Source organism: Stenotrophomonas sp. SORGH_AS_0282 (genome assembly GCF_030818125.1).
GTDB lineage: Bacteria > Pseudomonadota > Gammaproteobacteria > Xanthomonadales > Xanthomonadaceae > Stenotrophomonas > Stenotrophomonas rhizophila_A.
In genome coordinates, this window is sequence record NZ_JAUTAB010000001.1 from 27,142 (window position 1) to 40,393 (window position 13,252).

6 protein-coding genes and 1 pseudogene are annotated in these 13,252 nt (G+C 67.3%); 6 read left to right on the forward strand and 1 reads right to left on the reverse strand.

Translation table 11 applies throughout. The features are described from left to right. The first annotated feature begins 379 nt into the window (after positions 1–379). A complete protein-coding gene (locus tag QE395_RS00115) occupies positions 380–4,822 on the forward strand; it encodes a hypothetical protein (protein WP_306987227.1) in 4,443 nt (1,480 codons plus the stop codon). A gap of 96 nt (positions 4,823–4,918) precedes the next feature. Beyond that, positions 4,919–5,431 (forward strand): hypothetical protein, encoded by a 513-nt coding sequence (locus QE395_RS00120; protein WP_249833362.1) that lies wholly within the window; start codon positions 4,919–4,921, stop codon positions 5,429–5,431. 64 nt (positions 5,432–5,495) lie between these two features. Here QE395_RS00120 and QE395_RS00125 read toward each other — a convergent pair whose 3' ends face one another. Then, complete coding sequence (locus tag QE395_RS00125; protein WP_306990565.1) at positions 5,496–5,648, reverse strand: hypothetical protein; 153 nt, start codon at positions 5,646–5,648, stop codon at positions 5,496–5,498. On the opposite strand from QE395_RS00125, the pseudogene QE395_RS00130 reads away from it, so the two are divergent. The 4 genes and pseudogenes from QE395_RS00130 to QE395_RS00145 all read left to right on the forward strand — a co-directional run bounded on the left by QE395_RS00130 (position 5,596) and on the right by QE395_RS00145 (position 13,171). Continuing rightward, positions 5,596–7,294 (forward strand): annotated as a pseudogene (locus tag QE395_RS00130) (autotransporter assembly complex family protein). The gene QE395_RS00125 and the pseudogene QE395_RS00130 overlap by 53 nt on opposite strands. Then, positions 7,291–11,133, forward strand: a complete 3,843-nt coding sequence (locus QE395_RS00135; protein WP_306987228.1) for a translocation/assembly module TamB domain-containing protein — start codon at positions 7,291–7,293, stop codon at positions 11,131–11,133. Before QE395_RS00130 ends, QE395_RS00135 begins: the two are co-directional and overlap by 4 nt. Before the next feature lie 731 nt (positions 11,134–11,864). Next, positions 11,865–12,179, forward strand: coding sequence for a SymE family type I addiction module toxin (locus QE395_RS00140; RefSeq protein ID WP_249833359.1), 315 nt, complete (start codon positions 11,865–11,867; stop codon positions 12,177–12,179). A 305-nt stretch (positions 12,180–12,484) separates the two neighbouring features. Next, a complete protein-coding gene (locus tag QE395_RS00145; protein ID WP_306987229.1) occupies positions 12,485–13,171 on the forward strand; it encodes a hypothetical protein in 687 nt (228 codons plus the stop codon). The last annotated feature ends 81 nt before the right edge of the window (positions 13,172–13,252 follow it).

The window sequence follows — 13,252 nt, forward strand, 5'->3', positions numbered from 1 at the left end:
CTGCGCGATGACCTGCCGGTCACCCCGCGTGAGTGGGCCCAGCTCAGGCAGGCGCTGGCCAGTGCCGACGCCAGCCGCCTGCGCGTGGACATCGCCGCCCGAGTCGAACAGGCGCGGCCGGCGCTCAGTGCAGCCGTGCAGGCGCAGCTGGTGCTGGACGCGCTCAAGGCCAAGGCGCTGGGCCGGCTGGGCAGCGGCGACGCGCATCGGCGCGGTGCGGAGGTGGTGCTGGGCTTCCTGCAGGGCACCGGCGCGGTCGAACGCGCCACGTTGACCTATGTGGACCGGCTGCCCGACGGCAGCGCGATTACGGTGCCGGTGCCGAACTACCTGGTGCTGCGCAGCGCCGCCAAGGACGAGGGGGCTGCGCGGCCAGGTGGTGCTGTACCGCTCGGACCTGTCGCGTTTCCAGGCATTCGGCGACGAAGACGCGTTCCGCGAGTTCCTGGATACCCAGCGCGCCCGCAGCGGTGCCTTCGCCGCCGAAGGCGGGGTGCAACGCAGCCTGGGCGACGACATCGTGCAGGCCGCGCCGCCGGAGCACCGTCGCGAACTGCTGAAACTGGTCGATGACTGGGAAAAGCGCCTCGCGCTTTACCAGAGCGGCCAGCGCGGGCCGCAGGCATGGAACCCGGCCGCAAGCTTCACCCTTGCCTTCACTCCGGTCGACCACGCCGACGGGGCGCGCCAGCAGTGGGCCGACACGCTGGTCAATCACGGGCAGGCGCTGGCGCAGCAACAGCTGGGCCGCAACCTGCTGCGCTGGAGCCCGCTGGGCATTGCCAACGTAGCGGCGGACGCCGCCTACGAGCAGCGCCGCGACAGCGCCCTGCAGACCCTGGACACGCACGCGCAGCCCAGCGTTACCGACGCCATGGTGGGCGCGCTGCGGATGGCCGGTTTCGAAGGCTCGCTGGCGGGCTTCGATCCGAGCCGGGTCCGCCTGCAGCTGGGCGAGCAGCACATGGACCTGACCCGTTGGGCGACCCGCGGCTGGCAGCAGCACGGGCTGCCCCGGCCGCCGGTACCGCTGAATGCCCCGGACTGGGCGCCCGACGCGGCCGGCATGCCCAATGCCCGGCTGCCGCAAGCCACCTGGCTGGACGATGCGACGCTGGACGCGATGCAGCTAGTGGCGTGGCGCGGTGACGCGCAGGGCGGGGTGGACACCGAGCTCACCGCGCGGCTGGCCGACCCGGCGCTGCGCCGGGCGATCTGTGGCGAGCTGGAGAGCTTCGCCACCAGCAACCGGCTGGCCACGGCCTACATTGAGCACCTGCGCGCGCTGCCGCGCACCGGGGAGGGCAGGGCCTTCGCCGCTGCGCTGGGCAACCAGATCCGCGCGCGTACCGCGTGGATGATCGAGGTGGCCCGACAGGACGGCCTGCTGGACGCCGCCACCCACGCCGCGCTGCAAACGGCGCACGCGCAGCTCGACCCGGTCGGCACGAGGACCTCGACCCTGCAGATAGTGACGCTCAATGGTCACCCGCTGGTGGGGCTGTGGGCGATCCTGACGCCTGTCGGACTCCAAGTGTTCCTGCCCGATACCCCCCATGGCGACCAGGTGCTGGACTGGCATGCTTTCGCCGCCTGGCTGCGCCGACCCGAGGCCGAAGCCTACGTACGCGCCCGCGCGCAGTATCGCTACCACCCGGACCTGGCCGGGGCGTTCGAGCATACCGCCAGCTCGCGCGGCATCCCGTTCGGCTTCGCGGCCACGCGTGGGCCGCAGGCGGCGGCGGCCACGCTGATCGCCGCGCGTATCGACGATGTGGACGAGCTTACGGTGAGCCCGCACGAGCAGCTGGTCGAGACGCTCAGGATGATCGGCACGATCGGCGTGGGCGCGTTGTGTTCTCTCGCCAGTGGCGGCACCGGCACGCTGCTGTGCCTGGCCGGCACGCTGGGGGTGGTGGTCGATAGTTTCCACCGGGGCCTGGTTTACCTGGAGCGCGGCCTGGTCGATGACGGCATCCTCGAGATCGGCGGGGGGGTGGTCGACCTGCTCGACCCGGCCCAGATCACCGCGATCCCAGGCCTGCTGTACCAGCTCGGCAAGCGCAGCCTGGGCAGCATCGCCGAGGCGACCGCTGCAGTGCGCCAGCTGCGCCTGCAGCGGCGGGGGTTCAGCGCCGACGGACTGGTCAACCAGGGCTTCGCGGTGTCGGACAACGCATTGGCGACCGCAGCGCTGCCCATGCTGGAACAACCGCTCGCCGGTGGCGGCCTGCTGTACCGGCAGCGGGACCGTACATATATCCGGCAGGAAGGTCTTTTCGTCGAAGCGGTGACCGATGGCCGCGATGTGCGCCTGCGCATGCCTGATGCATCCGAGGCGCCAGGTCCGCCGGTGGAATTCAGGAACAACGCCTGGTACCGGCAGGAGCGCCCGCCGACGCACCGCGGCACCACCACGCTGTCGCCGGTGGGCGGGCGCGGGTGGGTGAGCCGCCTGCCGGAGGCGGAAAACCTGCCGCCGGAGAAGCTGGACGAGCTGGAGGCGGTGTTCGGCGTGCGTTCGCGTGATTCCTCACCCAGTGCCGACCTGCGCCACGTGGTGCAGGAGCTCACCATCGACCAGCGTGTGCAGCGCATTCTCGGCGACCCTGAATCGCTGGGCATGCCCGGCGACGAGGCGATCATCATGCGCGCCTGGGCCGACAGCCCTGTACTGGGCAACGGCAAGGGTGTGGAAACCTATGTCGACACCATCGGCGAGTGGACCCGAGGCGCACGTTTCGGCCGCGGTCCCGTCGGGCTGATGGTGGAAGTGGCCGACACGCGCACCTTGCCCGGCATCGAGGCCCTGGTCGACGCTGCCGACGCAACCGCCCTGGCCACGCGGCTGAAACTACCGGCGGACACCGGCCGCGACGCGCTGCTGCAGGCGGTGCGCAGCGAGCTGGGCAGGGTGATCAAGGCCGACCCGGCGCAGAGCCGCCTCACCTGGCAACGCTGGATCGCCGCCCAGCACCGCCTGCCAACGGCAGCGGACAACCTGGTCAAACACTTCCCCGATCTCACCAAGGCCGAGGCGGAAGAGATCATCACCCGCTCCAACGGCCTGCAGAAGCGCGAGGTGGAATCGTGGATATTCTCCACGGACATCCGCGCGATCGTGGCCGACACGCTCACCAGCCGGACGCAGCGGCAGCAACGCCAGGCGGTGGTGAACGACGCCTTCGGAACACTTGCCGATGTGCAGCAACTGGGCACCCACCTGCAGTCGGCACTGCCGGGCCGCACCATCAAGGTGCGTGACGATGGCCCGGGCGGTTCTGTGCTGCTGGTCGGCTCGGCAACGCCCGGGGTTGCCGAAGCACGGCTGGTCTTCAGCCCTGGCACGGGCGGCGCACTGATCGTGTCGGATGCGCAGCACAAGGCACATACGCACTGGCAGGACGCGTTGTTCGAACAGCTTGCCGCACCCGAAAAACGACGGTTGGGCGACGCAACCACGCTGCGGCGCGAAGTGGTCGAGCAGATGAAGCAGATGCCGATCGCGCAGCGCTGCAGCCTGAGGGGACCGCTCAAGCCGGTGCCCGACAGCAGCCCCAACAGTGAGGCACGGCCCCACGAACGCACCCGCCGTTCGGCGGACTGCGATCCCCCGGACAGCATCTCGCTGGGTCCGGACATGATTGCACTGCGTGACGACATGCAGCGCAGCCTGGGCGCGATGCGGCACGAACTGGACCGGACCTACACCGGCCTGCGCGCGGAAGAACGCGAACTGAAGGCGCTGACCAGCCGCATGATGCAGCTCAAGCTGGAGAAGCAATCCCTGCCAGCGGTCGACGCCGCACGCATGAAGGAGCTGCAGAAGAAGAACTTCCGCACCTTGAACGGCTACGACCTGATGAACGCGGCCTACTACCGTCTGGACGACATCGCGTACGACGGGGTGCCGCTGGGTCCATCACCGGACTTCCCGGACAGTGGTTTCGCCTTGAGTACCGTGCCGCGGGCATGGATGCACCCGGAAAACTTCGTCAAGCCGGTGCCGGTGCGCCGCGTGTTCCTGCCCGCTGCACAGGCCGAGGGCAAGCCGATGCAGAGTGACCTGTTCCGTGCGGACTATCCGCTGGGTGCAGACCTGATGCCGTCGGTAGGCAAGCTGGCCGAACCGGGGCAGGCGTCGAAGAAGATTACCCTGACCGAGCGCGACCTGCAGGTGACGGTGCCGGGCGGGAAGCAGGCCCGGTCGTTCGCCGAGCTGACCGACGCGGAGTTCGACGCACTGGATGGCAAGTCGCTCTCGGAGGCAATGCGGCAGTACGTTGGCGAGGGAAGTCTGCTGGCAAGCAATGCAAAATCCCTGACTCCCGGCGACTACTACCTGTATCAGATCCGCTCATGCAGCGAGAGCAAGATCCTGAAGGGCTGGTTTGACGCATTGAAGAAGGCGGTGCCTGCGATCGCGGACCTTCTCGATGGAAGGGGCCCGATACCGAAGGTCAAGGGAAAGGTCGGCATCCTGTCCGACAGCAACCCCTGTTCCTACAGCTGTGATCGCCGCCTGGCCGAGTTGGAGGAGATGCTGCCCGGTGTCAAACTTACCCTGTTCTATCACTTCGACACGCCGACCGAGGCTCTGGAGTGGCGGTCGGAGCAGGCCATGCTGCGGGTGATGGAGAAGCACCGCGTCGCATGGGAGGGTGCAGGCCATTCCGAAAACGACATTCGGCAGATGGCCGCCGCCGAGTTGAAGAAGCCCGATGTCCGCCAATGGGCGGAGGAGCAGCTGCTGGCATCGCCGCCGCCGCGGCCGGTGCCGCGGCTCTGGACGCGGACGGAGTATGAAGCCGAGGGATTCTGAGGCGCGCCGCATGCGGATGCGGCACCATGTCAAGGTGCGACGGCCGGGGTGCGAGCCCCGGCCGCCGCTGGACCACCGATTCCGGGAGCACTTGCAATGATCATCAACGGCGCCGGCCGTCCTGCCGCACTTTCCAGCACACCGGGCCTCACCGCAGCGGACGCCTCCGTTCTCGGGGCCGACCGCGAGCAGGCCCTGGGCACGCGCGAGCACGATTTCCTGCTGTTCGGCAGCCAGGCCACCGCGTTCGCCCGCGACCTGTTCCGCAGCGGGATCGCCGACGACCTGCGCGCCTATCTCGAACAGGGGTTCCTGCACGACGCTGATGCCAGCGGGCCGGTGCAACGGAACCTGGCGCCCGGGGACCGCGATCACGGGCTCGATGCCTGCGGCGGGAATCTGACCCTGCGCGACGGGGTGCTGATCTTCGGCCGCTACAACAACCACGGTAACGGCGACTGCTATTACGCCTGCGTGCCGGGCAGGGGGGCGCCTGCGTTCTTCAGCATCTGCATCGAGTCCGGCGTGGACAGCGGTGAGGCCTACGAAATCTCCGTGTCCCCCTCGATGGACTGGCCACAATTTCTGGCTCACCTTCCGCCTGCGTGAATATGGCGTGATGCTCGAGGCCGCATGCACCGCAGCGACGGGCTTCGTTTTTGGCACGATCCCGCTATCCTGTGCCCATGCCGCCTTTGAAATATTTCCTGCCGCTGTTGTTCCTGTCGCTGGCCATCGCCTCGACCGCGCATGCGCGCGGCACCATCGAGAAGGTGGACATCACCGGCCTGGACAGGGACGACGATGCCGAGATGATCGAGAACATCGAAGTCTCGCTGTCGCTGTACGACACCATTGGCAAGGAACAGGGCGAGTCGCGGCTGGAATACCTGCTGTCGCAGGCCGAGCGCCAGACCCGGCGCGCGCTGGAACCATTCGGCTACTACAACCCGGTGATCACGGTGGAAAGCCCGCGCGAAGGCGAGAACGTGCGCGTGGTGATCCACGTCGATCGTGGTCCGCCCACCCTGGTGCGCGCGCGAGAACATCGATATCACCGGCCCGGCACAGCTGGACCAGTACCTGCAGGAAGACCTGGAGAACTTCCGGCCGCGCAAGGGCCAGCGCTTCGAGCACACGCTGTACGACGCCAGCCGCGTGACCATCACCCGGCGCCTGGCCGAACGTGGCTACTTCGATGCCGATTTCACCCAGCGCCGGGTAGAGATCACCCGCGCCGAGAATGCCGCCGACATCGATCTCACCTGGGACAGCGGCCGCCGCTACAACATGGGCGATATCCGCTTCCACCAGGATTACTTCGTGGAGCGCCTGTTCGACCCGCTGGTGTACTGGGAAAAGGGCAGTTACTTCCACGAAGGCAAGCTGGACCGCCTGCGCGAATCGCTGACCAAGCTGGATTACTTCAGCGTCATCGACATCCAGCCGCAGCCGGACCAGGCCGACGAGAACGGCAACGTGCCGGTGGATGTCACCCTGACCCGGGCCAAGCGCAGCATCTATACGGCCGGTATCAGCTACGGCAGCGAAAGCGGCGCCGGTGTGCGCGGCGGCCTGGAGCGGCGCTTCCTCAACAGCCGCGGCCACAAGATGAACACCCAGCTGGACTACGCGCAGAAGCGCAAGAGTCTTGTCACCACCTACCGGATCCCGGCGTTCAAGTGGCTGGACGGGTGGTACGGGCTCACTGCCAGCGCGTATGACGAGCAGACCGACTACATCGACCTTCGCAACTTCAAGCTGATCGGCAGCCGCAGCGGCGAGATCAACGAGAACTGGACGGCCATCGCCTCGATCAACGCCCTGCGCGAGCGCTGGCGCTATGCCTCGGGCACCGAATTCACCAACGCGATCTACAACACCTCCACGCTGGTGTATCCGCAGCTGGTGGCCGACTACGTGAATGTCGACGACCGCCTGGCCCCGCGCAAGGGCATCAGTGGCAGCGCGACCATGCGTGGCGGCATCGAAGGCGCAGGTTCGGATACCAGCTTCGTGCAGGCCAGTGTGATGCTGCGCTGGTTCATCCCGGTCGGCGATGCCGACCGCCTGATCCTGCGCGGCGAAGGTGGTACCACCTGGACCAGCGACCTGGTGGCGATGCCGCCCAGCCTGCGCTTCTTCGCCGGTGGCGACCGCAGCATCCGAGGTTACGCGTTCCGTGAAGTAGGCCCGCGCACGCCTCCGCCGGATAAATTCGCACTGGGTGCCAAGAACCTGGTGACCGCCTCGGCCGAGTACGAGCACTACTTCAAGGGCGGGCCGTGGGGCGGCGCGGTGTTCGTCGATACCGGCAGCGCGTTCGACAACACCATCGACCTGCATACCGGCGTGGGCTTCGGCGTGCGCTGGAAATCACCGGTTGGCCCGGTGCGCGTGGACATCGCGCACGGTCTGAACAATCCGGATTCGAAGTTCCAGCTGTACCTGAGCGTGGGAGCGGACCTGTGAGCACGCCGACCCCGACCACGCCAACCCCGCCGCCGCCGCGCGTGCGCTTCTACCGCAAGCGCCGGTTCTGGGCGTGGTCCGGCTTCACCGTGCTGGGGCTGGTGCTGCTGGCGCTGCTGCTGGTGTACTGGCTGCTGCAGACCGTGGCCGGGCGCGATGTGCTGCTGGCCCAGGTGGTGGCGCGGCTGCCGGTGGGCGCCACGCTGACCTGGAGCAAGGTGGATGGCCCGGTGGCCGGGCCGCTGGTGCTGCACAACCTGGATTTCCGCTACGACGACATCCACTTCACCGCCGAGCGCGCGTATCTGGATCCGGATATCCGCCCGCTGCTGGGCCGCAAGCTGCAGCTGGATGCGCTGCAGATCAAGAACGCCACGTTGAACCTGGCCAAGAGCGATGAACCGTTCGAAATGCCCTCGTGGCCCGGTTCGCTGCCGCAGATCGAAATGCCGCTGGCGATCCAGGCCGACACCATCATCATCGATGGCTTCCGCATCACCCAGGCGCAGGAGCCGTTGATCGACATCACCAGGCTGCGCGGTGGGCTGGAAATCGCCAACGGCGAATTCCGCGCGCGCCAGCTCAAGGTGGACAGCGACCTGGGCGACTTCCGTGTGGACGGCCGCTATGTGCCGCGCAACGACTACTCCACCGACATCACCATTGGCGCGGTGCTGCCGGCACCACGTGGTCGCACCCCGGCGCGGCTCGGGCTGGTGGCCCGTGGCAACCTGGACCGCATGGAAATCGCGCTGGCCGGGCATGCCCCCGCGCCGCTGCAGGCCAGCCTGGTCTTCGACGGCCGCGACGAACCGGTGTGGAAGGCCAGTGCGCGCAGCAAGGAACTGGACCTGGCACTGCTGGTGCCGGGCATGGATGCCAGTACCAGCACGCCGCTGTCGCTGGATTTCCAGGCCACCGGCAAGGGCGGGCAGGCCAACCTGCAGGGCCGCATCCAGCAGGGCGACCTGGCGGTGGAGCTGGCGCCATCCAATGTCGGCCTGGCCGACCAGGTACTGACCGTCTCACCGCTGGTGGTGAAGGGCTTCGGTGGCCAGGCCCGGCTGCAGGGCACCGCCGATTTCCGTGACCGCGAAAATGCCAGCCTGCGCTTTGCGATCGTCGCCAACGACCTGACCTTCGTGCCCGAGGCCGATCCCACCACGCCGGGCGCCGCCAAGCCGGTGCCGGTGACGCTCAACGAAGCGCGCATGGGCCTGGCCGGCACGCTCAAGAACTGGGCGGCGATCGGCACGGCCTCGGTGGAGCGCGAACAGCAATCGGCCGACCTGACGTTCGATGTGCGCGGCAGCGACACCGCCGCCCGGATCAAGCAGCTGCAGGCCAAGACCCCCGGCGGCGCGCTCGACGTGACCGGCCAGGTGGCGTGGGCGCCGCAGCTGGATTGGGACGTGGCCGCCAAGCTGGCTGCATTCGATCCCGGCTACTTCGTGCCCGGGTGGGATGGCCGCCTGTCCGGCAACGTGGCCTCCAAGGGCCGCCAGCTGCCGCCGCCGGCGGGCAGCCCGGCCGGTACCGCCGGGATCTACGAAGCCACCGTGGACGTGCCCGGCATCAACGGCATGCTGCGCAACCGCCGCGTGGATGCGCAGGGCCGCTTCGCGCTGCGCGGGCAGCAGGGCGAAGGCAACGTGCGCCTGGCGGTGGGCAACAGCCGCCTGACCGCGCGCGGCAGCGTCGGCGACCGCCTCGATGTGCAGGCGCAGCTGGAACCGGTGCAACTGGATGACCTGATGCCCGGCAGCACCGGCACGCTGCGTGGCCAGGTGCAGGTGCGCGGACCGCGCACCGCGCCGGACATCACCGCCGACCTGGTCGGCAGCGGGCTGCGCTATGCCGATTACAGCGCTGAAGCGCTGAGCATCCGTGGCCGCCTGCCTTGGCAGGGCAGCAACGGAACCCTGGCGCTGCAGGGCACCAAGGTGCAGGCCGGCATGCTGCTGGACACGATCAACGTGGACGCGCGCGGCAGTGTGTCCAACCTGCGGCTGGATGCGCAGGCGAAGAACGAACTGGGTGCGGTGGCGCTGGAGGGCGGGGTACGCCAGCAGGGCAATTCATGGCGGGGCGATATCGCCGCGCTGCGGATCGCACCGATCAAGGGCGATGCATGGGCGTTGCGCGCACCGGCCACCTTCGGTATCCAGGGCAGCACCTTCACCCTGACCGACACCTGCCTGGGCGCGGCCACCGGCGGCGCGCTGTGCGCCAGCGCCAACTGGCCGCGTGATGGGTTGAAGGTGCGCGGCGATGCGCTGCCGCTAGCCCTGGTGCAGCCGTGGCTGCCGCCGCAATCCGGGCGCCGCCTGCACCTGCGCGGCGAAATCACCCTGGATGGGCAGATCCGCCCGCGCGGCAACGCGTGGGAAGGCAGCGCCAGGATCGCCTCGCTGGAAGGCGGCATCCGCCTGGGCGACAACGCGCGCGGCGAGCTGGTGCGCTACGACCAGTTCTCGGCCACGCTGGAAATGACCCCGGCGCAGATCAACGCCAAGCTCGGTGTCGGCTTCCAGGGCAACGGCTTCGTCGATGCCAAGGTGCAGACCGGCTGGGATGCCAACGCGCCACTCAACGGCGAGCTGTACCTCAACATGTCGCGGCTCTACTGGATCGAGCTGTTTTCGCCGGACATCGTGCGCCCCACCGGCCTGATCGAAGGCCACGTCAGCCTGCGCGGTACGCGCGGCACGCCGTCGCTGGGCGGCGACGCCAAGCTGAGCAACTTCAAGGCTGAATTCCCGGCGCTGGGGCTGACCTTCGACCAGGGCAGCGGCAGCTTCACCGCGCAGCCGGATGGTTCGGCGAAGATCACCGCACAGGCGAACTCGGGCAAGGGCACGCTGTACGTCGACGGCGGGCTGTCGTGGTTCGGCGATGCACAGCCGCTGCAGCTGCATATCCACGGCGAAAACGTGCTGCTGTCCAACACGCCGGAACTGCGCATCGTGGCCAACCCCAACCTCGACTTCACCCTGGCCAAGGCGGCCATGCAGCTGCGCGGCACCGTGCACGTGCCCGAAGCCGACCTGGACCTGGAGCGGCTGGATCGCGGCACCTCGGTGTCCGAAGACGTGGTGGTGCTGGACCCGGCCGATCCGGAAGAAGGCCCGAGCCTGCCGCTGGACATGGACCTGACCGTGAGCCTGGGCGACAAGGTCCGCATGGCCGGCTTCGGCCTCAAGGGCGGGCTGGGCGGCAAGATGCAGGTGTGGGCGCGGCCCGGTCGCGAGATGACCGCCAACGGTGCGCTGGAAGTGAGTGGCCGCTACAAGGCCTATGGCCAGGACCTGACCATCACCCGCGGCAACCTCAACTGGAACTTCAACGCGGTGTCCGACCCGCGCATCAACATCCGTGCAGAGCGCCGGGTGGGTGATGTCACCGCCGGCATCGACGTGACCGGCCGCGCGCAGTCGCCCCGGGTGGAGGTGTGGTCGGACCCGTCGATGTCGCAGTCCGAAGCACTGGCGTTCCTGGTGCTGGGGCGCAGCCTTACCGGCGCCAGCAGCGACCAGACCCAGCAGGTGAACGCGGCCTCGGCGGCGCTGTCGGCCGGCAGCGGCCTGCTGGCCTCGCAGCTGGGCGCCAAGCTCGGCCTGGACGACGCCGGCGTGAGCCAGTCGCGCGCGCTGGGCGGCTCGGTGATCGGCGTGGGCAAGTACATCTCGCCCAAGCTGTACGTCGGCTACGGCGTCTCGCTGGTGGGCAGCGGCTCGGTACTCACGCTGAAGTACCTGCTGCGCCGCGGCTTCGACATCGAAATCGAATCCAGCACGGTAGAAAACCGCGGCTCGCTCAACTGGCGAAAGGAAAAGTAGAGTCAGGCCCTGCCTGGCTGCTGACAAGGATCGGCGCCACTGCCCCACCGGACGTGCGCTGATCTGGCATCGGTAGGGTCGCATCCCAATCGACCGCCGACGCGGCATCCGCGACCGTTGATGGCATTGCAATGATCGGCATCACGCCTTCGTCAGCCATGTAATTGCGGGTCCGACACCGGTAGGGTCGCATCCCAATCGACCGCCGACGCGGCATCCGCGACCGTCGATGGCATTGCAATGATCGGCATCACGCCTCCGTCAGCCATGCAATTGCACAGGTCCATGCGTCAAAGCGATCGCCCACATTGTCGGCAGTCGTTTGGGAACCGACCCTACCGCGCGGTGCATGCCGAATGCGGCATGGAAAATCCTGGCGTTTCATGCTGCGCAGAGCGCACAGAAAGAAACTTCGCCTACCGCATCACACTTCGCAATGTGCTTGCACCGCAATGGATGCAGGGCACTCGCAGTTCATTCCCGACACGGTGTTAGGCACCGCCTACCGGTTCGGTAAAATCAACAGATACAACCGAATTCCGTTATGGTCGTCGCGTCCGCATGGTGGGTTGAGGAGTCTGATAGCTCCGGAAAGTGGATGTAATGCGTCGGGAGGGTGACCGAATACAACACCCTCGTGGAAATACGTCGCACCGTTCAGTTCTACACGGCTATCAGCCTCCCGACTCCCTCGCCATCCCGGCGAGGGAGACATCCAGGAGAGGCCTACCATGCACGACAACAAAGATGATTCCCGCGCCGACGCCCGATCCCGCGTCACCTACCACTGGCGCATGCCCCGCACCGTCCTCATCGGCGCAGACCGTCAAGACGACGACGAACCCAGGCCCGGCGAAGTGCTGATCCCCTCACTGCACCTGCGCGGCATGTGGATGACCACCGCCGGCATGGAAACCGGCTCGCGCGTGAGCCTGCACATCGCACCCGGCTGCCTGCTGCTGCGCATGGTCAACCCGGTAGTACGCGTCGCCTGCCGCCCGGGCTGGTACCAAGCCGCGCAGGATTCCACCCGCGCGCGCTGGTAGGGTCGCATCCCAATCGACCGCCGGTTCGGGGTCACAACTTGAACGTAACACGCCGAATTTAGGAGTAGTACGAGTGAGCAAGCGACGGGCTGCCCGAACACTTCTCCCGTGGCAATTCGTCCACGAAGATGGAGAAGGCAATGAAATACAGTGTCGCCAGCGGATTTCCTGTCAGGTCGCAGTGTCGGGCGGAAATGCATGGGTAGTGGATGCGGCGGGCGGCTGGGTTCAGGGACCTTCGCGACGCCCGATTCCTACTTACCCGCCTGGGACCTGTGAAGCGTACGGTTGTCCGTGGAGGTGAGATGGAAAACTTGATTCCGAGCCGCATGGAGCGGGACGTTGCGATGCCCCGCGCGATACGCGCCACGCTACTCCTCGTCCTGAGCCAGTGTGCTGGCTGCTCGCACGAGGAGGCTGCCAATCCAAACGCCGTGGATCTGGAGCCCAAGTCGAGTGCAGGGTACGCCAATCAACTGGAGAACGACGCTCGTGCTGGGGACGAGCGGCCCGACATCAACACGGAGACGCGTGCCGCCGGCCAGCAGTCCTTGGAACCTCCCAACTCCATCTACCTGGCGACAGAGACCAGGTTCATCGAGCATGGTGGTCTATCCCGCGTCCGCGCCGACGAGGTTCTTGAATCACGCGAACGATTCTCCCGTGCACTGGATGAAATGAGTTCCGACGCCGCCAGGAGCATGGAGGCGCAGGATCAGGCAGCTCACTATCGCAGTGCGTTGACGCAGGCAGTCGGCGCCGATGGCGCGGTGGCCAGCTTTTCCTGTGGATTAAGTATGTGCATGGGGACGGTGCAGACTCGAAAGGAGGTAGACAACGAGCAATGGATCCTACGGTTCCTGGAGGCCGATTCGACGCGCGTTTTTGGTCACATGAGTGCAATGGAACAAGTCGGCAACCTCCATGAGAGTCGTTTCATCTTCTCAACGGATCCGAACTTGCCGGGAATCGTTGTACCCATCAACGATTGAGCCGGTGATGGCACTGCGATCGTCGGAAGCGCACCTCCGCTGAATGGGCGCTGCCGCCCACCCCTGACCATCGGGCGTTGC

Coding starts and splice junctions, on each gene's coding strand:
- QE395_RS00125 (WP_306990565.1), bottom strand. CDS start 5,648: ATGTTCTCGATCATCTCGGCATCGTCGTCCCTGTCCAGGCCGGTGATG.
- QE395_RS00120 (WP_249833362.1), top strand. CDS start 4,919: ATGATCATCAACGGCGCCGGCCGTCCTGCCGCACTTTCCAGCACACCG.
- QE395_RS00145 (WP_306987229.1), top strand. CDS start 12,485: ATGGAAAACTTGATTCCGAGCCGCATGGAGCGGGACGTTGCGATGCCC.
- QE395_RS00140 (WP_249833359.1), top strand. CDS start 11,865: ATGCACGACAACAAAGATGATTCCCGCGCCGACGCCCGATCCCGCGTC.